The organism is Paenibacillus sp. GCM10027626 (assembly GCF_042676285.1).
In the GTDB taxonomy this organism is placed as follows: Bacteria; Bacillota; Bacilli; order Paenibacillales; family Paenibacillaceae; genus Paenibacillus_Z.
The window spans coordinates 22,519-45,899 of the sequence record NZ_JBHTHC010000026.1 but is presented as its reverse complement, the minus strand read 5'-3'; the positions used below and the strand labels follow the sequence as shown (position 1 = coordinate 45,899).

Sequence of the window (23,381 nt, the reverse complement as noted above, 5' to 3'; positions counted from 1 at the left end):
ACATCACCTCGTCCTTTCATGTTTGCGCTTACACTGTTGTAATTGAAGTATAGCAAGCACAAAAGCGAGATAATATGCATGGATTATGCGAAACTGTTTCAATTCTTGCAATCGCTTACGTTTCAGCAGTAATTGCCGGCATTTCGATCCGGATCAGCGTCCCAAGCTCCGGCACGCTCATCACCTGCAGCCCAAAAGGCTGGCCAAAATGAATCTGAATCCGCTCATGCACATTCATCGTGCCGATTCCAGTAAAGCGGTGCTTGTTAGGAGGCTGCCTTCTTTCTGTCAAAATATGTTCCGCTTGCGATTGCTCCATCCCCTTTCCATTGTCGCGCAGCAGCAATATTAGCCGTCCGCCTGCTATCTTGGCACGCAGCCGAATTTCACCATGCCGCTTCATTGGAGCAATACCATGAAAAATGGAATTTTCCACTAATGGCTGCAGCGTCAGCTTCAGCACCTTGCATTGCAAGGCCTCTGGCTCAATCTCCGTATGCAAGTTGAATTTGTCCCCATAGCGTACCTGCTGTATATGAACATACATGCGCAGCCCCTCCAGTTCCTCCTCCAGCGTGACATATTCGCTTTGCTTGTTGAAGCTGAATGAGAGCAGCCGCACCAACGATTTAATGGTCTCCCTCACCGCGTCAGTTTTTTGCTGTTTCGCCAAGCTGCTTATACATGCCAAGGTATTATATAAAAAATGGGGAGCAATTTGACTCTGCAGCATTTGCAGCTCGAATTGCCGCTTATGAGTCTGCACCTCTTTAATTTCATGCACCAAATGCTGAATCCGTTCCATCATCGCATTATAACTTTTAGTCAGCTCGCCGATCTCATCCTCGCGCGTCACATGAATGCTGGACAACACCTCTACCTCGCGTACCCGATTCATCTTGGCCACCAGCGTGCGCAGCGGATAGGCGAAATATCGGCTCATCAAATAGGAACCGAAGAGCAGCAGCAAAACCCAAATGACAGCAACATGCTCATAATTGCGATAAAGCTTAAACACATTCTGGTAAAAATAACGATCATCATAAAACGCAATAAAATGCCAGCCAAGCCGATTGACCCCTGCTTTGATCGCAACCAGCTTCCCCTCCGGCCCCGTAAGATCTGACACTCCTGTCTTCAATTCATCAATTTGCTGTAAAAAAGCCGGCTCCAGCTGCGGAGGCACAACATTCGTCCGATAAGGCAGCAGCCGATAACTGCTTAGCGGCTCGGTAAAATCAAACATTTGCACTGCATTCCCTTTCGAGGTTACGATGGCAAACGTCTGGTTTTTGGTCTTCATGTAAGGAGCCAGTACTCCAGTCAGCTTAATGAGATCGATTTCGACCACAGCCATGCCTTGAAATTTCTGCTCCTGTTCGCGCAAAGGCAGAACAAAAGCTACTGTCTTCCCTGACATCGGAGAATCGTAAGGCTCCGTAATAAACACGCCATGACTTGTCCGCGCTTGCTCTAACAGCTTATCCAACTCAGGGTTTCCAATAATTTCAAAATTCACTTGCGCATTCGTAAATACACGCCCATCTGCATTTACCAAATAGAGGTTGCGGTACAGCGTCCGGTTTTTTTCGGTAAATTGACGCAGCAGCTTAACCGCCTCCTCCTCCTTGCCTTCCTTCAGCAAATCGGCACGATCAGACAACAGCAGCAATATATTTTGCACATTATCCAAATAGGCGTCCATATAGAGATTAGTCCGGTCAATAATAATTTCGGCATCACTGACAACCTGCTCGCGAAACAATTGCTCGGCGTCCTTCAGATTTAACCATGCCAGTAAGCCGTAGAGCAGCAATGTCCCTGCAAACAAAAATAAAAAATGCTTGGAAGCAATGCTAAGGCGTCCGATCCGTTGTCTTAATCGCAGCATAAGCCTTCGTCACCCTTTCTTGAACTCCGTCGGCGATACTCCTGTCCTCCCCCGAAACACGACAGAAAAATAACGATAGCTTGGAATACCGACGCGCTCTGCTACCTCATAGACTTTCAAATTGGTCGTCTGCAATAAACGAATCGCCTGATCAATACGCAGCCGCGTCAAATAATCGTTAAATGACTCTCCGCTTTCTTCGCGAAATAAGCGGCTGAAATAGAAGGAACTGAGGCCGACTTCCTCCGCAACCGAAGTGAGCGTGAGCGGTTCAGCCAACCGGCTGGCCATCCATTCCATGGCATGCTGCACCTCTTTGCGATATATGCGCTCCTGCGGGGCGCGCTGGGTCAGTGTCGAGCCAGTATCAGGCGACAAAGCAGCAGCTGCCATACGCACATCACCGGAATAATAACCCTCTGTATGCTTGGAGGATAGCTCCAACTGCTGCAAAATGCCTGGTAATTGGCTCGCTTCCTTAGCAGATGAGCCAAGCAGAGTAAACCATTTTACTTCCCCGCTAAGGTAAGGCAGCAGGCGATCCACCCCTTGCTGCAGAGCGGCCATGATTCGTTCCGCCGCCGTTCGAATCGCCTCCGCCTCCCACTCCTCACCCTTACCAGGCTTAAACCAAAGCATGTACCCGTTCTCATCCACCGGCGTCCAATCAAACCGCTCCGCAGGCAGCAGCATCTGCTCATCCAGCACCTGATGGACAGCCATTGCCACTTCATAGCGATATTCCGGCTGACATTCCGTGTGGAGTCTGGCCACGTGCACCGGCGGCAAACCCGCAAATAGCTGGTGCTCAATCTGCCGGCAGGTCTCTGTCTCATGCTCGCCGCCTTCCTTCACCAGCTTGGCAATGAGCCGCGACAATTCGCTGCGCTTGCCATGCCGTTCACTTCTGCGGCCGGCATGCTCTCTCCTGATCGCTTCGCGCGCTTTATCCAGCGCCTTCTTCATATCGTCTTCATCAAGCGCTACCTTCATTAAATAATCGATCGCTCCAAGCCGAATCGCTTCCCGGGCATACTCAAATTCACTATGGCAAGTCAGCAGTATAATCTGCGTCTGCAGATAGCGGCTGCGAATGGCGCGGCATAGCTCTAGCCCATCCATAAGCGGCATCATAATGTCTGTTACGATGACGTCAGGCTGCAGCCCGGCGCACATCATCAGCGCCTCCTCGCCATTCTCGGCTTCACCCGCTAATTCAGCGCCATAGTCTTGCCATGGCAAGGATCGCAGCTCTTCACGCAGCGGCTCCTCATCATCGACGACAAGTACTGTTAATTTTTCCGGATATAACATTAGTCTCATCTCCTTCCTCTACGCATCGATAGTCAAGAAGAAACGGCTGACGCTGTCCTTGACGCATCGCCAAGTTTCTTCCCTTAGAATATAAGCTGTGTATAAGGTGAAACTTATACACAGCTTATATTTTAAATAATGCCATAAACGGCCTGCAGTTGTCCCAACTGATTTTCACGATTGGATGCATGCCTGGCTTCTATGATACACTCTGAGTATCATTTCACGTGAGAATGGAGCTAGTTGTTACTATGCGCATGAACATATTAGTTGCTGATGACGATCCGGCGATCCGCGCTTTGCTGCGGCTGATTCTAACGAAGGAAGGCTATGCCGTGCTGGAAGCCGGGGACGGACGGCAGGCGGCGGCAATTTTGGAGCAGGAACAGGTGCATCTCGCCATTGTCGATGTGATGATGCCTGCGATGGATGGGCTGGAGCTGTGCCAGGAAATTCGCGCGCACTACGATTTGCCCGTCATCATGCTGACAGCAAAGGGGGAGCTCGACGATAAAGCCAGCGGCTTCCTTGCCGGTACCGACGACTACATGGTCAAGCCATTCGAACCGAAGGAATTGCTGTTTCGCATGCAGGCTCTGCTGCGCCGCTATCGCCTTGTCTCTTCTGACGAGATACGCCTTGGCCGCATTACGATCGACCGGAGAAGCTATGAGGTGAAGCGCGGCAGCGAGACGGTCGCGCTGCCGCTTCGCGAGTTTGAGCTGCTGGCCCAACTGGCCAGCAATCCGGGACGCATCTATACGCGGGAGCAATTGATCGAATTGGTGTGGGGAGCCGATTATACCGGGGACAGCCGCACGGTAGATGTGCATATTAAACGGCTGCGGGAGAAATTTGCGGATAGCGGGCAGGACTTTGCCATTACGACCATTCGCGGCCTTGGCTACAAGCTTGAGGTGAAGGACTAGTGAAGACGCTCTATGTACGCATCGTCGCCACGTTCATGGGAATCGCCCTAATCAGCTGCCTGATCGGCCTGCTGCTGACGAATTTGTATTATCAGGAAGCGCTCCACACAAAAAATCAGCAAAAAATCTGGCAGGCCGGACAAACGATAACGGCCATGCTGGAACAGACGGCGCCTGAGCAGCGCGACGCATATTTGGCCCAAGTCGCCTCACTCGGCTACCAGGTTTATTACGTCGACGACCGTATGCATGGCACCTCCTACGGCTCTCCGTTCAAGCATGGCTCGCTGCAGCCGGACATTATCAGGGGCGTGCTGGACGGCAATGTCTACAAAGGCGTCAATGAAGAATACCGCCGGCTGATGCTATTCGCTTTTTTCGAAAACAGCCTGCGCAATACGATCGGCTTGCCTGTCGATGGAGCAAGCGGCAAAGGCGCGCTCTTCGTCCGCCCCGACCTTGAGCAGCAAATTGGCGAGGTACGGCTGATCGTCGCCGTTCTGCTCGGCTCCACCTTTATCGTCAGCCTGCTGCTGATTGCTTTGCTAAGCCGGCTGATCGTCAGGCCGGTCAAGGCGCTGACAAGAGCGACAAAGCAAATTGTAGACGGGCAGTATGACGTTGCGCTTGACGTAGCACGCAAAGATGAGCTCGGCGATCTGGCGCTCAACTTTACTAAAATGACGCAGTCCATTCAACAAGTGGAGCAGATGCGGCAGGAATTTGTAGCGAATGTATCGCATGAGCTGCAGTCGCCGCTCACCTCGATTCAAGGACTGGCGCAGGCTTCGTTAACCAATGACATTCCGGCTGAGACCCGGCAGCATTTGCAAATTATTGAACAAGAGAGCAGACGGCTGTCCGCGCTCAGCAAGCAGCTGCTCACCCTTGCTTCACTGGACAATGAAAAGCGGGACATCCGCAAAGCCCCGTTCCGGCTTGATGAGCAAATCCGGCAAATTATCATTATGCTGGAATGGCAGTGGAGCGAAAAGCAGCTGCAGCTTGGGCTGGAATTGCCTGCCGTACAAATCGTCGGCGACGCCAACTTGCTCTATGAAGTGTGGCTCAATCTGATTACGAATGCCATCAAGTTTTCTTCCCTTGAAGATAAGCTAAGTGTCGCCATTAGCGAAACGCCGCAATGGATTATCGTCACCATAAGCGACACCGGGGCCGGCATTTCCGAATCGGAGCTGCCGCATCTGTTCGAGCGGTTCTACAAGGCCGACAAAGCACGCAGCCGGGCTGCCGGCGGAGCTGGCAGCGGCCTCGGACTGGCAATTGTGCATACGATCTTAACCCTTCATGGCGGCCGTATCGATGTCTCGAGTGAGCTCCATGCAGGCACTGCCTTTACTGTTTATCTGCCACGTCTGCAAGGCTAAAGTCGGAGCCGCCGCTGCCGCACTGCGGTTCCTTGGGCTTGGGTAATCGTGGGCGTGGCAGACCCAAGCGGACCCGTGCGGACCCAAGTGGACCCGTGCGGACCGTGGTTCCGTTATCTGTGAACAAACGGGCCAAAACGGCAGGGCGGCCCTGGTTAACCCTGGTTCCGTTATTGGCCTCAAATTGCCACGAAACGCAGGAAAAATCTGCAAATGGCGGATCGTCTGTCCACGAAAACTTCCAATCGCCTGTTTTTCGAGCAAATAACGGAACGTATGTCCGCCTACCTCAAAACCCTCCCAGAAAACTGCTTCATAAGCCAAAACTCACCCTAATCGGCTGCAACGGAAGCCACAGACGTTATTTCGCCATTAACCCCTCATTTTGAAATCTAACGGATCTGAGCGCTAAGCTTGCCCCACAACGCTTCCAATTAAATGGAAATACAATAATTGATCCAAAAAAGGAACAATAAGGTGATGAAAACGATTACCATCAGGTGTTTTGTTTCGAAAAAGCTGATTTCTATAGTGAAGAGGGTTCTTCTACACGTTCCTTAAAAGGAGTTTTTAAGGATTTTTATTCCACATTAAGTTTTTCGTTGGAAATACTCAATGAATATGGTTTGCCTAAAAGCGCCTAAATAGCAGGTTCTACTCCACAAATAGTCTGCTGGAATTTCATGGAACTGATGTGGGTCAAGCTTAGATCTGAGCGCTCTTAATTCGACGTTTTCTTGCGAAATCGGGCTCATCATTATCAAATAGCGGCTCACAGTTCCGTTACAATTTCAAATCGGTCGAATTTTCGGAAATAGCGGCCGTGGCATCCGTTAAATTAGGCCACACTATAGAGATAAACTTCTATCGAAGTCCTTCGAGGAGGAGCTACCGCCGCCCCTAAACATTGTAATCTTTTGTTCACAGTCCATTCACACTTCTGCCCGACAATAGCTGCAGTACCCCTCGACAGGAGGAATAGACATGACACGCTCGCCGCTACAACCTATCATTCAATTTGCAGCCAGCAAGCGGGGCGCCAAGCTTGTACTGGTTGGCTGGTTGCTTCTGATTGTGCTGCTCAGCGCAGCAGCCCCGACTGCAAAGCAATTTGCCATTAGCGCCGGTGAAGGGCATGTCGATGGAAATACACCTTCAGCCATCGCCAAGCAATTGCTTGATGAGCAGCACACTACTTCCGAGGGATTGCCGGCATTACTCGTTTTCCATCAGGAAAACGGAGCGATTGACGCGGCTGCCGAGCAGCAAATCATCGCCTTTAGCGAATGGCTCGCTTCTGCGGAGCGGCCGCAAGCAATAGCAAGCGCAGTCCCTTTTCATACACTGCCTGCAGCTGCGAGAGCTGGATTATTTGGCGCCGATCACTCCACTGTTCTGCTTATGGTCAGTTTACAGGATCATTTGACGACGGATGAAATGCTGAAGGCGCTGGATGAGGTCAAAGCCCGCTGGGAGGAAAATGCTCCGCCGCAGCTCAAGCTTGATCTGACCGGCCCGGCAGCCATCGCCTCCGATACGTTGACCTTGTTCCGCAATGCCGATTTTGTACTGATGATTGCCACCGTCGTACTCATTCTTATTTTGCTGATCGTCATTTACCGCTCGCCATTGCTGGCCATTTTCCCATTAATCATTGCCGGAATCGTCTATGCTGCCGTTGACCGCATCATCGGATTGTCAGGCAAGCTTGGCTTGTTCGAAATCGACAAGCAATCGTTATCGATCATGATGATTTTGCTTTTTGCGGTCATTACCGACTATTGCTTGTTCGTCTTTTCCCGTTACCGCGAAGCACTCAGGACGGAAGCATCAAAGTATGCCGCAATGGGCGCAGCGATGACGCATGTGGCCGAGCCTATTTTGTTCAGCGGAGGCACCGTGCTGATCGCCATGCTTACTCTTTTCACTGCAGTATTCAAGCCCTATAACGGCTTTGCACCCGTATTCTCGATTGCTGTTGCCGTCATATTACTGGCCGGGCTTACCTTGATTCCAGCCCTGTTCGCGCTCGTTGGACGAAAAGCGTTCTGGCCTTTTGTTCCGAAGGCGGGAGAAACCTCCCAACTGCAGCATAGTAAACGGTCACTTTGGGAAAAAATCGGCACCTTCGTCACACAAAAACCGAAAACTGTGCTGATTGTTATCCTTCTGCCGCTGCTGGCGGCCGCCGGCAATGCATGGAATATACAATTTTCCTTTAACTTGCTGAAATCATTCCCGGCCGATACTTCTTCGCGGGCCGGTTTCGAACTGCTGGAGCAGCATTATCCGGTAGGCGAGCTGGCTCCGGTTACGGTTATGCTTCATGCGGATCAGCCGATGACAGCGGACGATGAGCTGGCTCAGCGCGTTCGCGCGCTAATGGCGCAATTGCGGCAAGACGGCAAAATCGATCGATTGCAGCCTAACCCGGATCAGCTGGATGTCACAAAAGTCGCAAGCATGCTCGGTGATGATAAACAGACTTTAACCTTTACGGCAGTCTTGCATACGCATCCTTATGAACAAGAAGCGCTCGATCTATTGGCCAAATGGCGTCAGGACAGCAACACGATTCTTAATAGCAGCGGGTTCGACTCTGTACGCGATGCCCTTCACTTTGCCGGGCAAACAGCGGAGCAGCTCGACGTTCGGACAATGAACGAGCGCGATACCATCATTATTTTTGCACTCATCGCCTTATTGATTACGATTATGCTTGCTTTCCAGACCCGTTCAATCGTTATGCCAATCTATATGATGCTGACGATCCTCGTCTCCTACGCGGCAACAATCGGCATTAGCTGGCTTGTGTTCCACTATGGATTCAACTTCGAATCGTTTAGCTACCGCTTGCCGGTCTATACGTTTGTCTTTATGGTTGCACTTGGGGTCGATTATAACATTATGCTGGTTTCAAGAATTAAGGAGGAGGCGCACAAGCATTCATGGCGTGATGCCGTGCGGAATGGGGTTGCCGCAACCGGCGGCGTCATTTCCTCAGCCGGTATTATATTGGCCGCTACTTTCGGAGTGCTGATCACACAACCGGTACAAGAGCTGTATCTTTTCGGCTTTGCGATGGCTGCTGGAATCTTAATCGATACTTTCCTCGTACGCGGCATGCTGCTGCCGGCAATTATGACAATCGGCTTTAAGCCAAAACAACAAACTCAAGCAGGAGGTCATTAATATGCTGTTCGGCATTTCCTTATTCGCTCACTTTGCAGGCCTTTCATTATGGATCGGTGCTCTGCTCTTCTCTACTATTGTGTTCATTCTTGTCAAATCCCATGTAAACGGGACGAACGAAATTCGCGAACTCGCTCAGCGCATTGCCCGAATTGCGATGCGGATTTCCCATCTCGGCGCCTTTCTTGTGCTGATAAGCGGCGTATATATGATCCTTGACCTCAATATAAAAGATAAACCCTTTTGGCTTAGTATTATGGAAAAAGGCGGCGGCAGCGTCATTATTATTTCCATCATATTAACCGGCATCGTAGGAAGTCGGACGATACGCCGGATGTCAAATTTAGAGGATCGCTCGGTGAAAATAAGCGGCTTTGTCCGTTCCTCAGCTTTATCGCTTGTGCTGATTGCCGCTGTATTATTCATTGTCAGCATGAAATACTGAAGAAAAAGCCTCCCGCCGCTTTTCGCGGCTTGGAGGCTTTTATACATTATTTATTTTGATTTACTTTTTTGCGTTTTGCTCCTACTTCGTTTTGGCTTGGTGCAAGCTCATTCGCTGCTTCCGCCTTAACTTCAGGCATTTGATTCAATTTAGTCGTTTGGACGTCGGCTTTTGATGCCCTTTGCTTGTTAGCCATCGATCAACACCTCCCTCCTGTTTGAACTTAGGATGTCGGGTTGATCGCCAGCTTATACTTTAATGCCGGGCGTTAAACATTGACAAACGGACTGCCGGCAAAATCCTTGCCGCGCGCCAGCCACACTTTAAAACCTGGATTCTTTTCCGGAATGACTCTTGCTTCCGTGGAGAAATAACGCATCGTATAGCCGCAGCGGCGATATGGGCTCGTATTGGCTGTGGCACCGTGAATAATCCGGGAATCATGCAGCGAACACTCGCCGCGCTCCAGCTCAAAATAGACTGCCCTGGACTCATCGACATTTTTAATTTGTGTCGCAAACAAATTCATTCGTGCATCAACATTCTCATAATCGGAAAAACCATTATTATGGGTGCCTGGAATAACCCGCATACAGCCATTTTCCTTCCAGCTGCGGTCAATGGCCAGCCATACAGTTACAATTTTATCAAAGGAGCTAAGTCTTCCCTTCCAGTAGGCCGAATCCTCGTGCCATGGCGTCGAGCGGCCAACATGCGGATCCTTGCAAATAAAATGACTGGACCAGAGCCCGATGTTTGGTCCGATAATCGGTTCTACCAAATCAAGCACTTCGTCGCTTAACAAAAAATCGAGCAGCCGCTCATCGCGAAAATGCGGCGTATCCAATTCATCTGAAAGCTTATTTCCTTTCAATGCCAGCTGCTCTTCAAAAATATCCGTTAAAGTTTGCATTTTTTCCGGGCTGAATAATTGCTTGTGATGCAACAAGTACCCGTTTTCCTTGTAGTAAGCCACTTCCTCCTGCGACAGTGCTGCCGTCGACATTGCGCGTCCCCTCCATGTTTATCGTCGTATTCATCCTGCTACGAACATTGTAACGGGACAGTGCAAAGGTTTTCTTTTCTTTTGCTCCGAAAAATACTGCGTATCTTCGGAACATAACTGTTGCTATCGAACCCCCAAGGGGCCAGACTGCAAAGCGGTTTTATCTAAGGGAAGTCACAGACGTTATTTGGCCAATTCCCCCCCTTTTTGAAATCTAACGGATCTGAGCGCCCTTAATTGGACGTTTTCTTGCGAAATTGTGCTCATGATCATCAAATAGCGGCGCACAGATCCGTTAAAATTTCAGATCGGTCGATTTTTCGAAAATAGCGGCCGTGGCATCCGTTAGCGTTCGTTCATGTGCCATGACCGCCCTCCCTTAAACAATAAAAGCGCGAACCCCCAAAGGTTCGCGCCTATACTGTCGCCTATAGTTTACTTATTGCGCAGTGCATCCAAGCCAAGTGCCAGCGAGCCGCACAGACCGGCGTTGTCGCCTAATCCCGGAGGCACGATATACGAATCAATGTCCTCAAGGATAGCCGCGGCACTGACATAACCGTTCAAATTGCGTTTTACTTCTTCACGAATAAGCGGGAACAGCTGCTCCTGATGCATGACACCGCCGCCCAGAATGACTTTTTTTGGCGAAAGCAGCAAAATCGTGCCCGCGACTGCTTGTCCAATATAGAAGGCTTCAATTTTCCAGGCAGGATGGTCTACGCCCAGCTCGCTGCCTTTGATGCCCCAGCGCTTTTCCAGTGACGGTCCTGCTGCCATCCCTTCCAGGCAATCGCCATGATAAGGGCAGGTGCCGGCGTATTCATCCTCCGGATGGCGGCGGGTCAAAATATGGCCTCCCTCGGGATGAACCAGACCATGCACCATTTTGCCTTCGGCATAAACGCCAACCCCGACACCAGTACCGATCGTGTAATACACACAGCTATCCAGGCCGCGGGCGGCCCCCCAGGTGGCCTCGCCGAATGCAGCCGCATTCACATCGGTATCCCAGCCGAACGGGACATCGAATGCTTCCTTCAACGTGCCGAGAAACGGATACCCCGTCCAGCCCGGCTTCGGTGTTGTCGTCACATGACCATAAGTCGCACTGCTGCGATCCAAATCAATCGGTCCGAAAGAACCTATGCCAATCGCTTCCACTTGCTTATCGCGGAAATAGTTAATTACGTTAGCGAGAGTAATTTCCGGCTTTTCAGTGGGGAAGCTGACGCGATCTTCGATAATCCCCTCTTCATTTCCTACGCCGCAGACAAATTTTGTGCCGCCTGCCTCGATTGCACCAATACGCATGAATGTAAACCTCCAACAATTATGATGCCTTTACCTTACTTCTCCATTGTGACGGAAGTTGTGCCAAAAGAAAAGGGGATTTCTCGATAAACTTGTCTTATGACGACTGTCATTTTATAGCATTCCGAGCTGCTGCATCGTCGACATTTCCTCGGAGTTGACCCAATATTCACTAATCAGGCCATCCTGTATTTTAAAAATATCGATCCCCTCGAAAGCGATCACTTTATTTTTCTTCGCTTTTGCGCCCGGTATTTTTCCATTATATTTCCCTGTAAACCGCCAGCGGACAGATACGTATTCCGGAGTTGTAATCGGGCCTACAACAATTTCCATCTGATGCTCTTTGAATGGCTTAGTGCCATTTTGAATAAGCTTTTTCAAAGGTTCGGCTCCGGTAATCTCGCCGGCATTGACTCCGCTTGCACTATTGCGATGAAAAATGCAATTCTCCGATACAATGCTGTCTACTATATGAATATCCGAATTCCATGCTTTAACCCACTTTTCATACAAATCATTATTATGTTGAATAGGATCCATAAATTTCACTCCTTAACGAATCTATTCAACTATTTTAAAGGAGTTGTACAAGTAAAGCAAAACAGGGCCTCCCTTATCGGGAAGCCCATCTTGCTATCAAAATTCAAGCGGAAGCGTAATTTCCAGCTTTTTATTGTAGTTTGGCTTTTTCAAGTTGTTAGCCATGAAGACGAGCGACTGATCGGCAGGGATTGCCGCGAACTCGCTGACGTAACTGTATTTTTCCGCATCAACTTCCGTTTGTTTATCCGGACTCAAGAACCCCCACGGTTGTTGCTTATCTTCGATAACAACATATCCCTGATTTTTCGGGTCGTTCCCCTCTGTCCGGAAATAAACCATAGTATTGTTTTCCGACTGTTCTATCTTGGTAATGAGCAGGCGTCCAGCCGCTCCCTGCGAAATAACAAGCGGATTGCTTTCTGTCGGTTCGCCGGTCAACTCCACTTTGTTCCAACGTTCATCCTCCGTATATGTTTCAGGGATTCTCTGCTGGATCGTGATCGACTTCGGCATCTGCTCCGGCGCATCAAAATGGAATGTTCCGAGTTGGACATGCGTATCCCCTTCAATGTAGCCGTCCCCTTCCATGTTGCCTCCTTCCAAAGCAATGCCGCGGTCTGTGACGACCTCCGTAGAATACATCCGCTCGCCTGCCATGGCCGCCGGGCGACGCAGCTCGACTTCGACATCCACCACGCCGGGTTTAAAGCTCACTTTCTTTAGTAGAAGCGTTGTTTCGCCGTCGCTTTTCGTGAGCATCGGCATCATAGAACGGATGTCTGACACCGTCTTTTTCACCGGGATCGTAAAATTCCATTCGCCGGCAATTCCTCCGACGGCAGCAACCTCGATCGTCAGTTCAAATTGATCGGGCAATTTCTGTTTGTTTGGCTGCAGCGTAATTTGTCCGACTCTTGTGTTGCCGCCGCTGTCCAGCGCTTCAGTGCCGGTGCCATGAACCGAATCAGAATACGGCTCGCCGTTGATCTTGAAGTCAATGCCGTCCCAGGGACCGGAACCATTGACAAAGCCTTCATCTGCCTGCTGAACATAGCCGATCGACACCCGGTCGCCGTCATAGATAATCTCTTGAATCTGCAAGGTGACGCCGTTGTTGTGGACAGCCTGACCAACTGTTTCGCTCATCCCTCTTTCCGCAGCTGTCTGCAGCCCGGGACCGCGAACTTTTTGAAATATAGAACCGACGATCGGGATCTCTTTCAGGACAGCGGCCATTGCTGGCGAGATAAATCCGCTGCCTAAAACGACCGTGCACAGCACCGCCGCGGCGGCAGCAGTCAGCGACATCCGGCGAATCATCCATTTTGGGCGCTGGACGGCTCTTCCCTTTCCGCTCTGCAACCTCTTCCCCACTTTCTCCATCATTAGTTCCACATCCGTCTCCAGCACTTCATACGATCGTTTTGCATTCTGAATCTGTTGCTCGTTCATTACGCTCCGCCTCCTCTAACCACCGGTTCAACTTTTCTCTCCCCCGTGCCAGACGGGATTTCACTGTGCCTGCCGGCGTTCCGATTACTTCGGCAATCTGCTGCACACTAAGCTCTTCAAAGTAGTACAGCACAATCGGGATCCGCATCGTCTGCGGCAATCGCAAAATAACATCGTAGATCTCTTCCCTCGTCGCAGAACGCAATACCGCTTCCTCCGTGCTGGCCACTGACCGTTCGGGCAGCAGATCCATTACAATTTCCCGAAAGCTGCGCCGCTTGGCCATTTTGCATTCATTGATGACGATCCTCGCCAGCCAGGGGAACGGATCTCGAGCAGAGTCAAATGATTCCATCGCATAAAATGCTTTAATGTAACCGTCCTGCACCCGGTCATCCGCCTCGGCCTTATTGCGCGTCAACGTGTAGGCTAGCCGATACAACCGATTGGTGTATTGCAGCATCCACGCCTTCAATCGTTCTTCACGCTCCACCTTCGTCCACTCCTTTCACTGGTATTATGCATAGAACGGCCTCGCGGTTCCCAAACCAATAAAAAAAGACGATCCATCAGATCGTCTTTCATATTCAGTCATAATTAACAGATAATATTTTACCGTTATAGGCATCGACGTCAACGTCAACCTCAACCTCGCCCTTGTCGGTCTCCAACTCCACTTCGTAATAGCGGACGCCATGTCCACGCTCAATTTCCATGCTTTTAATCTGGCCTTGTACGGCTACGAGCGCCAGTTGCTTCGCCTTTTCTTCGCCGATCCATTTTGTGTTATTATTCGAAGCTACTGAACTGGCCGTTGCTGCCCTCTCACCTTCGATCGCTCATTTTTTCACTATCATATCATAACCCGGAGGCAAGCCAGCATACTTGCCTGAACTTGCAGGAGTGATATAACCGGTTGTCGAAATTGTTGCATATTGCGATCTGAGGAGATGACAATGATGAACATAAAGCTGAATGCCTTCCCCGGCGGTGTTACCAGAGCGCTCACGCTCAGCTACGACGACGGGCGGGATCACGACCGGCGGCTGGTCGAAATCATGAACCGCTATCATATTAAAGGCTCTTTCCATCTGAACTCCGGCTTTTTCGGCCGGGATGGCTACATTACAGCTGAGGAAGTATCCGCCTTGTTTGCCGAGCATGAAATTTCCGCCCATACGTGCACGCACCCTTTTCTCGAAACGATCCCTGAAATTGGGGTGATCAAGCAGATCGTCGATGACCGCGCAGCGTTAGAGCAGCTGGCGAACTATCCGGTCAGAGGCATGTCGTATCCTAACGGCACCTATAATGAAAAAGTGATCGGCCTGCTGCCCGCCCTCGGCATTGAATATGCACGGACCGTCCAAAGCCATGGCAAATTTACACTGCCGGACAATTGGCTGGAATGGCACCCGACCTGTCACCACAATGATATGCTCCGGGTGGGAGAGCAGTTTCTCCAGCCTCAAAGATATGATCATATGCAGCTTTTATATGTATGGGGTCATAGCTATGAGTTCCACAATGATAACAACTGGGAAACAATCGAGCAATTTTGCCAAATGATTGGCGGGCGAAACGATATTTGGTATGCGACTAATATTGAAATTGTCGACTATATCAACGCGATGCGCCAACTGCGTTTTTCCGCCGCGCAAACGATCGTCTACAATCCGTCCTCGCTCGACATCTGGATTTCCGCGGATGGCGTTATGCGTAAAATCGGTGCCGGACAGACCGTTAATCTGACTGAGTAACAGTGACAAAAAAACGATCCCTTCTCGTACAGCCGATCAAGCGCTGTGAAGGGATCGTTTCTCATTTTTCCGTGACCGGACGCCGGCTGGCAGCCAGTGTCGTAATTGCCACAAGGATGCAATAGCTAAGCAGCAAGCAAAGGAAAATCACCTTTGAAAATGCAATAATGTGCAGCACCTTCGTCTTATCCGTCATAATGAAAACCAGCTCTCGCAGCAAATAGCGCGGCCGGGTAAACACATCCCAGCTATTCCAGCGAATAAAGCGGCCAATGTAAATGCCGTAACTGCTCAGCAGCAGAACAGCCAGAGCAAACAGCCAGCCTGCCACTCGCCCGAACAGGCGCCTGACCAGCTCCTGCAAGGAAAACAAGGAATAGAAGCTCAGCAGCAATCCGATTACGCCGGCCGTAAAAAAGAGCAGCAAATGATGCCAGAACTCGATTTCATAAAAATAATTGCCGCCCGTCATTGGCTTATAATGAAGAAACGGGTGCAAAATATCTGTAACCAGATAGCCTGAATTCGGATAAAAGAACAGCCATACCATGCCGATCGGCACTATTAAGACATAATGCCAGAGCTGCACCTTGTCGCGGCCTAGCACGATCAGATCAAGCAGCAAAGCGAATCCGACCGGTACCCAGGCGAGAAACATATCCCAATTCAAATAGGTATAGATGCCTCTTCCTGTATAATGCCGTATATACGCGCCTAGCCCCAGGCAGCATATCGTAGCAATAAACAATAATGATAGTACAACGAGCTTGGCCCGAAATTGATCCGACTTCAGCAGGGCGAATCGCCTCCCAAAACATGATGTTATCCGTTAAGACGATTCGCCCTGCCAAAAAGTTACCAGCCTGCGGCAATTAACCTTCTTTATAAAGCTTACCTTCCAACATCACCTGCTTAACTTCAATATCCCCTGTCACAATGACGATATTGGCCCGCTTGCCCTTTTCCAGGCTTCCCATCTCCTTATCCAGCTTGAGCACCTTCGCGGGATTAAGCGATGCCATAATAAACGCATCGACTATCCCTGCTCCAGTATGGCGCATCATATTGCGCACTGCCCGGTCCATCGTCAGCCTGCTGCCGGATAAGCCCAGACCTTCAACATAATTGACATCCTCAAACGGATCTCCCGGTTCGCTAGGCAAGCCGGCTGTATCCATTCCATCAGTAATGATAATGACTTTATCGGTCCCCTTTGTCTTATAAATCAATTTGCACATAAGCGGGCGGACATGAATCCCGTTCGCATCCGGGATAACTTCGGCATAAATATCGTCATGGACGAGCACCGCTTCATCGACGCCTACCTCGCGAGTCCCTCCATACCTGGACGGTGAAGGCGTCGTGCCTGATGCATTCGTGCAGTGGCAGCCGATCTGCAAGCCGTAGCGCACAAACGAAAAAATCGTTTCTGCATCCGCTTCGGAATGGCCGACAGACAGTGCAATATCGTATTTGGCCGCGGCTTCGGCAAATTCCTCCTGCCCCGGCAGCTCGGGCGCCAGCGTCCACACCTTGATCCGGTCGCCCGCCAGCTCCAGCAAGGCATGATATTCATCGGGATCCGGCGGGCGGATCGGCGATGTAATCGCTCCATATTTCGGATTAATATACGGCCCTTCCAAATGCATCCCGACAATCGCGCTGCTGAACGGCTGCTTCTCCATCTGTACCACATTGCGCACACCTTCAAGCATATTTTCCCGGCTCTGGTTATAGAACAGTGTCGGCAAAATGCCGGTCGTCCCATGCTTGAGATGCGACAAAGCGAACAAATACGGCTCTTCCCAGGCCCAATGTCCTCCACCGCCATGGCAGTGAATATCAATAAAGCCCGGCCCTGCATACTGCCCTTCAGCATCGATAATGAAAGCGTCCTCAGGTACAGCAATTTCTTTGTGCGAGCCGCATTCGGCAATGCGCCCGTCCTTGACAACGATAACGCCGTTATCAATGACCGAATGAGGCGTTACCAGCTTGGCATGAACAATAGCGGTCACTTGATTACCGTCACTCATGGCTTAAGTTCCCCTCCAACGTTGATTAGCGATCGAGTTTATTTTCCATACATAAAAATGTTTTCCAAACTAACTCTATTATAGCATCATTGCCCCGCTTCAACCATCGGAAGATGTAGAATTTCGCTCAAAACATGTAACTGAGTAAGGAAAAGATCACGATCATAACTAATCCAAAAATAAGCAGGCCTTTGCCTAAATCACGCTTTCCGGGGTCATCATTGAAAACAAAGATCCCGCCTACAATCAGGCCGACTAACGGAATGATAAAGGTCGCCGCAAAAAGCAGAAAGATAGCGCACCCATCCGGCGAGCCCTCTCCTCCCGAGCTATAGTATCTTCCTTCATTTCTCGTTGGTTTAATGATCGTACTACCGCAATACTTGCAGCGCAGCGCATCCTGCTCCACCTTCTCATTGCAATGCCAGCAATGGGTAGACTTTGCCCCGAATAACTGATCCAAATTTTTGTCCGCATCAGGCGTCCCTTCTATAGGTGCATTTTTGAGCGAACTGCTGCACACGATACACTGTATCGCATTTTCAGAATTGGCTTCCCCGCAGCTGGGGCATGTTCTAACCGCCATTCACTACAGCACCTCCATACGTCCAAACCAAGTGAAGTGCTTCTAGTATACATGAAAGCGGCTCGTCCATGCTTTAAATTTTGTAAATTGTAGCCGCCCGGCGTTTTTTTTCCAATTGACTCCTTTCTGCCAAAATTATAAGAAAAAGGGCTGAATATTGTATAAAAATACAACATTCTGGCCCTTTGAACGATTATGATATAAGCCCCATAACCTTCATCAGATTATAAATTGCCTGTGCACTTTCCGCCCGGCTCACTACACCTTTAGGCACGAATAAATTTGCAGAGCGTCCCTTCATCAGCTCAAGCCCGGCTGCAGTATGCACGCCGGCCTTCGCCCAGGCAGCAATCTGCCCTTCGTCGGCAAATCGGGACGGCCGCTCTGCCAATGCCGCGTTCTCCCTATTTTTCCACTCGTAAGCACGAACAAGCAGCACAGCCATCTGCTCGCGCGACATCATCTCCCCGGGCAAGAAGCTGCCGGTAGCATTGCCTTGAATCAAGCCGGCTTTGGCCGCTGCCGCCACCGCGCCGGCGAACCAGTCCGTTGATTTGACGTCCGGGAAAGTAATACTATCAGCTGTTTCCTTCTCATCGAGCCCAAGCGCTCTGACGATTAAAGCCGTAAATTCGGCACGGGTTACTTGGCGTTCAGGGGTAAAGGCAGATTGCGATGTGCCATTAACAACCTGCCGTGCGGCAAGCTGCTGAATAGCTTTCGCCCCCCAATGAGCGGCAGCTACATCATCGAACTTCTTATTATAGGATAAAACTGCATAAACACCAGTTTGCTTCAATGCCGCTTCAAGCCGATCTGCCACTGGCTTGCCGCCTGCATAAGCGACTTGTCCGCCTTCCTGCAGCCGATAGATTCCATCCGGAGCCTGCCGGCCATGCGGCAGCGATAAAATCCATGGGACCGTCAGCTCGTCAATCGCTTGCTTTTGGCCGCTGCTGATCCACCATGCATGAAGCTCCCATGCTGCATCATTTAACCGAATGTCGGCATATTGCGTCTTAGCCGCCAGCTCTGCCAGCTGCTTTCCGGTTGCTTCATCCAGCTTGTTGAACTGAATATGCAGTTCTGCTTCGTCTGCTTGTTGCCCTTTCAGCAGCGATGCCGCCCATTCTTTGGTCAGCGTGAGCTGCGCCTCTCCCTTTACAAGCAGAAGATTTGCCTGGCTGTCCGCCAATTTGCGAAGTGTCGCCAGCGGCAGCGCTACCTCTGCCTGCTCCGGCTTCAGCTCAATCTTCGGCTGCGCGGAGCCAATATCGCCCGGAAGAACGGTGAGCACGCTGGAACTCGCAGCCGGTACGCCCGGCCAGACAATGCCGGAGCCGCTTCCATTGTCAGGATTGCCAGGATCGACAGGGTCAACCGGATCATTATTTCCCGTCAGTTGGAAGGCCAGATAATCCGCCGTCGTCGTGACATCGCCGGTTCCGTTCTCCGTTAAGCCGAGTACAGCGCCCCCGGAGTCTTGCACAAAGTTAATATGAGAAGTAATTCCGATCCACTTACCTTCCTCGGCTGTAACGCCGATCGTTTCCCACGGAATGGCTATTTCGACCTGATAGCCGTCCCCAGTCTTCACCGATTTGTGAATGATTCCGTCCGTCGGACCGCCTGCTGCGCCATTATAATATACGGTATCGTCATCAAAACGAATTGTGTATTGATGGGCGGAGGAATCGCGCACCCCGCGCGTGAAGTTGCCGTCTACAAACAGTTCGACGCTTGTTTCTTCCCAGACGGGCTTTGTTTGCGGCGCGTGCACATTACTGTCTTTTACATCGAACGCGGCGTACAAATAAGTTGGGCTCCAACGCAGCCCCAGGCTGGCGGCATTATGGGTATCATTCATGAAACCGAAGGTCCGCTGACCTATATTATATTTCGGCTTCCACACAGCCTCATTCAGCTTCCCGTCAATAACGAGCGCTTGGTCCGAAATCTTCCCCAGCGCGAACGTCATCGCCGATTTCGTCAGTACCTTGTCAGCCCAGTGCAGCGAGGATACAGCATCATTCGCTGCATCCGCCGTCAAGCTCAGCTTACCTTGCGCGGCAGCAGACGCGTTATCGCTGTTTTTGTCATTGACGTGGATCGTAAGTCCGATCACATTCCCCTCCGCTGACTGGACGCCGATCGTACGCCATGGAATGGCGATTTCCATCGCATAGCCGCCAGCAGTCCGCTGCGATTGGTGCAGAATCTCCTCCGTTTGCTTGTTCCCCGCTCCATAAGCATGTACGGTGCTGTCATTATAGCGAAAAACATAATGAACGGTCTGATCGTCATAGTCGCCCTTATTGCCGCTTCCGGAAACGAAAATTTCTACCGAGTCATCGTCCCAAGGGTTCGCCGCTTGCGAGTTGATCACTTGACTATCGGTCACATCTACTGCGATAAAAAAATATTCCTCATTATAGCGCAAATCATAAGACGCTGTATTGTCTGTCGTACCCGTCTTGTGAGACAGCTTCCGATCAAGCTGCCACACCGGATCGCTCAATGACCCGTCAATCGCAGGAACAATTGGAGAAAAAGGCAGCTCCATTCCCTTCATCGCCTCTTCGTCAACCGCCAGGAAATGAAGATCGCTGAAATACAGCGGTACTGGCGTTGTACTGGAGAAGGTCCAGAACAAAATAGAAGAAAGATTTTCCCGATCGAGATTGACCTGCGCAACCGGGAAGGAGAGATGATTCGCTCCCGGAACTAACGTTCCAAGCTGATGATCCGATGCTTTTCCGTGTGAATCAAAAAACTTGATAAAAAGATTCATCGTTTGACTGGAGTCATTGAATATATCCAGCTCCACCGATTCATAGCCCGTAATATTTCGAATCTCCGGACGGACAGGAAAACGCACACCCGGATAAGCTTCGCCTGTCAGCACAGGAACAGTCGCCTTCAATGCCTTGCCCTCGCCCGTAGCATGATCGGCCACCGGCCCTTCAAGCTGAACTTGATATTCCGCTGTAACGCCCGTTAGAGATTGCGCATCGGCAAAATTGTTAATAATGATCTTTTTCATGATCGGCTCAATCGCACGCGGCTTTACATAAATATGCTTCACTGCCGTCAGTTCTTGACCGGCCTTGCGAAGCGTAATGGTCACCTGGTTCATACCGGGAGCGACAGTCACCGTTTTTTTGTAGCTGACCGCGATCGTATTATTGGCAATAGGCTCAGCCGTCACCGCTTCTCCATTAACGGCAACCTCGGTTCCCTTCGCTGCATATACGACGATTTCCTTCTTGGAGCTCAGCGCCGGATGATCATTCACCAGGATGAGCGCTTTCGGATCCCGCTCCAGTTGTTCGATCAGGTCGGCCACTTCGCTGCGTACCGCCTGAAGCTCGCCTACATTTTTAGTAAACGTTTTCACATTCGTAAATAAACGATCGTAGTATGGCTGCATGATTTGCTCCAGCTTCACATCGACGCCAAGCAGCTGGGATGCCTCTTTAATACGCTGCTCAAGCAGCCACAAATATTCAAAATCCTGATTGCCGTCGCGAATCGTTTGCAATCTCAAGGTCGCAATTGGGCCGTTAATGCCGTATTTTGTGCCCGGATAAAGCAGATAACCGTCTCCATTCGCCCCGGGGAAAGCGAGCGGATCATTCCAAATATCGCGGGCAACATACTGCGTTCCCGTATATTTTTTATAAATGTTGACCGACCAGTACAAATTGCCTTCAATGCCATAAGACCGCTGCATCCAGGAAACGAGCCGCGCACTGATCAGATCGTCGTCGATATGATAAGTCGGATACGGATATTTAGGAGCGACACACCCGTACCACCACATTTGACCGCCTTCAGCCTGCAACCGCTTCGCTTCATCGATATAGGTCTGTGAGAGAAATTCGCTGAACAGCGGCGTAAAGGTGTTGACATCGTTTTCCAATTCGGCGTGCAGCCCTGTCGTCACCACATGCCGCAGGTCCGGATCGATGGCAGCAATTTGCTGGCTTCGCTGAATGACTTTGGGAAACATCGACGGTGTCGGCTCATCGATTTCGCCTCCCAAATAATAATAAGCTTTATCCAGCAGACCTTTCTGTTTCAAACCGTTGACCAAAGCGGCGGCCTTGCCATTCTCAAAATCTCCTATTGTATATGGCAGCCGGTAGGCCGACACACGAGGATCATGAATGTATGGCTCGGCATCCAAAATATATTGACTGTAATTATTCGCCGGTATCGGAAGATCTGTAGGCGTGACATGATAGTCCAGCATGAAATGATAATAATTGCGCATTAACTCCCAGTATTCCGGCGATTGATCGGCAATCCCCGGATGTCCGGCCAGCAGCATGTCACCTCCCCAAATCGCAAAAGCGGTCTGGGCATGATTTTCCTCGGGCAATGAGAAGCTGCGGACGCGAACCTGGATGGGCACATTGTTCACTTCGCCATTCACAGTCAGAGCGATCGTCCCTTGATAGACGCCCGCAGGGGTTTCCGGCTCTGTCCGCACTGTAAACCACAGCGCCTGGTTGTCGCCTGGATTGACTGCTATTTTGCCATGCTTATTCATATAGGCATCCAGCGGAACCAGCGCATCCGGATAGGCTCCCGGGCCATGGGCGGCATTGGTGGTTTGCGTCACCTGCACATACTGCTGCACAAGAATTTGAATTTGGCTGGCCGGAATGACCGATGTTCCATAAGTTAAATCTGTAACGGTTGCAGTCGTAATATCCGCTTTGCCATCCTGGGCGGTCACCAGCACCTGCCCGCTCTGATATTCTCGGCCAGCCATATCGAGCGTTACACTAGTTGAGGCCAGCGGCTTCGCCTTGCGCGTCAGGTTCATCGTATTGGACGCTGTCCATATTTTGTAGTCGCCGGCTGCAGGGTCGGGGTCGGCCGCCGCCAGTCCAAACTCGACATCGTCGAAGTAGACACGGCCAGTCCCGCCAGTGACCATCAAATAGACGATCGCTTCTTTTGCGCCCGCGAGCGGCTGAAAGCGATAAGTAAGCTTTTGCCAGTCGCCGGTAAACTCGGACTTCTCCAGCTTTTGATTCGTTGCGCCAATCCACGTGTCATTCGTTACCGGATTGATTTCCGTTCCGTAGAAGTCGAGATTAAGCATCGGATTTCCCGACATATTGGTGTCCGCCACTTTCAGCCAGACTGAAAACTCATACTCCTTTGTCTCATCAAGCGCGACTCTGGCAGCGGGCGACCATAACGGAAAACCTTCACCTGTGGAATGATTAATAAATACGCTGTAGCTGCCGGTGTGCTTCTCGGTATTGCTTAATCCGAATTCGGTTCCCCACACTCCTGCAGAATGCACCCAGCTATCGGGATTGCCATTCGTTACGCTTTCAAAGCCGCTGTTGACAATTACATTGCCGCCGGCTGCTTCCGCCTTTACAATTGAACTACTGCCAACAATAAAAGGAATCATTAAGCTTGCTACTAACATCCATACCATTAGTCGTTTGCTAGCTGCATACAACCTGGCCATCTGTAAATCCGCTCCCTTTTAGTAG

18 protein-coding genes are annotated in these 23,381 nt (G+C 50.6%); 5 read left to right on the top strand and 13 right to left on the bottom strand.

Annotated elements, in window-relative coordinates; all coding sequences use genetic code 11:
* Positions 1–115: 115 nt before the first annotated feature.
* Together ACFQ0N_RS32555 and ACFQ0N_RS32550 are read right to left on the bottom strand one after the other, a co-directional pair.
* Positions 116–1,891, bottom strand: a complete 1,776-nt coding sequence (locus tag ACFQ0N_RS32555; RefSeq protein WP_379334284.1) for a sensor histidine kinase — start codon at positions 1,889–1,891, stop codon at positions 116–118.
* Positions 1,892–1,900: 9 nt separating this feature from the next.
* Complete coding sequence (locus ACFQ0N_RS32550) at positions 1,901–3,205, bottom strand: response regulator (protein ID WP_379334283.1); 1,305 nt, start codon at positions 3,203–3,205, stop codon at positions 1,901–1,903.
* A gap of 251 nt (positions 3,206–3,456) precedes the next feature.
* On the opposite strand from ACFQ0N_RS32550, the gene ACFQ0N_RS32545 reads away from it, so the two are divergent.
* From ACFQ0N_RS32545 to ACFQ0N_RS32530, 4 genes are all read left to right on the top strand, one after another.
* On the top strand, positions 3,457–4,134 hold the full coding sequence (locus ACFQ0N_RS32545; RefSeq protein WP_379334282.1) for a response regulator transcription factor: 678 nt from the start codon (positions 3,457–3,459) through the stop codon (positions 4,132–4,134).
* Positions 4,134–5,522 (top strand): sensor histidine kinase, encoded by a 1,389-nt coding sequence (locus tag ACFQ0N_RS32540; protein WP_379334281.1) that lies wholly within the window; start codon positions 4,134–4,136, stop codon positions 5,520–5,522. The genes ACFQ0N_RS32545 and ACFQ0N_RS32540 overlap by 1 nt, the downstream gene beginning before the upstream one ends.
* 984 nt (positions 5,523–6,506) lie before the next feature.
* Complete coding sequence (locus tag ACFQ0N_RS32535; protein ID WP_379334280.1) at positions 6,507–8,714, top strand: MMPL family transporter; 2,208 nt, start codon at positions 6,507–6,509, stop codon at positions 8,712–8,714.
* A 1-nt stretch (position 8,715) separates the two neighbouring features.
* Positions 8,716–9,159, top strand: a complete 444-nt coding sequence (locus ACFQ0N_RS32530) for a hypothetical protein (protein WP_379334279.1) — start codon at positions 8,716–8,718, stop codon at positions 9,157–9,159.
* Between the two features lie 46 nt (positions 9,160–9,205).
* Here ACFQ0N_RS32530 and ACFQ0N_RS32525 read toward each other — a convergent pair whose 3' ends face one another.
* From ACFQ0N_RS32525 to ACFQ0N_RS32495, 7 genes are all read right to left on the bottom strand, one after another.
* Positions 9,206–9,355, bottom strand: coding sequence for a hypothetical protein (locus ACFQ0N_RS32525; protein ID WP_379334278.1), 150 nt, complete (start codon positions 9,353–9,355; stop codon positions 9,206–9,208).
* A 72-nt stretch (positions 9,356–9,427) separates the two neighbouring features.
* A complete protein-coding gene (locus ACFQ0N_RS32520) occupies positions 9,428–10,165 on the bottom strand; it encodes a phytanoyl-CoA dioxygenase family protein (protein WP_379334277.1) in 738 nt (245 codons plus the stop codon).
* Positions 10,166–10,600: 435 nt separating this feature from the next.
* Positions 10,601–11,479 (bottom strand): ROK family protein, encoded by an 879-nt coding sequence (locus ACFQ0N_RS32515; RefSeq protein WP_379334276.1) that lies wholly within the window; start codon positions 11,477–11,479, stop codon positions 10,601–10,603.
* A gap of 114 nt (positions 11,480–11,593) precedes the next feature.
* Entirely contained in the window at positions 11,594–12,022 is a 429-nt protein-coding gene (locus ACFQ0N_RS32510) for an ester cyclase (protein ID WP_379334275.1), read from the bottom strand.
* 96 nt (positions 12,023–12,118) lie between these two features.
* Complete coding sequence (locus ACFQ0N_RS32505; protein WP_379334274.1) at positions 12,119–13,477, bottom strand: DUF4179 domain-containing protein; 1,359 nt, start codon at positions 13,475–13,477, stop codon at positions 12,119–12,121.
* Positions 13,437–13,970 (bottom strand): RNA polymerase sigma factor, encoded by a 534-nt coding sequence (locus ACFQ0N_RS32500; protein WP_379334273.1) that lies wholly within the window; start codon positions 13,968–13,970, stop codon positions 13,437–13,439. The genes ACFQ0N_RS32505 and ACFQ0N_RS32500 overlap by 41 nt, the downstream gene beginning before the upstream one ends.
* A 94-nt stretch (positions 13,971–14,064) precedes the next feature.
* Complete coding sequence (locus tag ACFQ0N_RS32495; protein WP_379334329.1) at positions 14,065–14,253, bottom strand: PepSY domain-containing protein; 189 nt, start codon at positions 14,251–14,253, stop codon at positions 14,065–14,067.
* A 183-nt stretch (positions 14,254–14,436) separates the two neighbouring features.
* Here ACFQ0N_RS32495 and ACFQ0N_RS32490 point away from each other — a divergent pair, with 183 nt between their 5' ends.
* Complete coding sequence (locus ACFQ0N_RS32490) at positions 14,437–15,237, top strand: polysaccharide deacetylase family protein (protein WP_379334272.1); 801 nt, start codon at positions 14,437–14,439, stop codon at positions 15,235–15,237.
* 61 nt (positions 15,238–15,298) lie between these two features.
* On the opposite strand, the gene ACFQ0N_RS32485 is transcribed toward ACFQ0N_RS32490, so the two are convergent.
* The 4 genes from ACFQ0N_RS32485 to ACFQ0N_RS32470 form a co-directional block, all read right to left on the bottom strand.
* Entirely contained in the window at positions 15,299–15,907 is a 609-nt protein-coding gene (locus ACFQ0N_RS32485; protein ID WP_379334271.1) for a DUF1361 domain-containing protein, read from the bottom strand.
* Positions 15,908–16,109: 202 nt separating this feature from the next.
* A complete protein-coding gene (gene nagA / locus ACFQ0N_RS32480) occupies positions 16,110–17,273 on the bottom strand; it encodes an N-acetylglucosamine-6-phosphate deacetylase (protein ID WP_379334270.1) in 1,164 nt (387 codons plus the stop codon).
* A gap of 127 nt (positions 17,274–17,400) precedes the next feature.
* On the bottom strand, positions 17,401–17,859 hold the full coding sequence (locus tag ACFQ0N_RS32475) for a double zinc ribbon domain-containing protein (protein ID WP_379334269.1): 459 nt from the start codon (positions 17,857–17,859) through the stop codon (positions 17,401–17,403).
* A 193-nt stretch (positions 17,860–18,052) separates the two neighbouring features.
* Entirely contained in the window at positions 18,053–23,356 is a 5,304-nt protein-coding gene (locus tag ACFQ0N_RS32470; protein WP_379334268.1) for a sugar-binding protein, read from the bottom strand.
* Positions 23,357–23,381 lie beyond the last annotated feature (25 nt).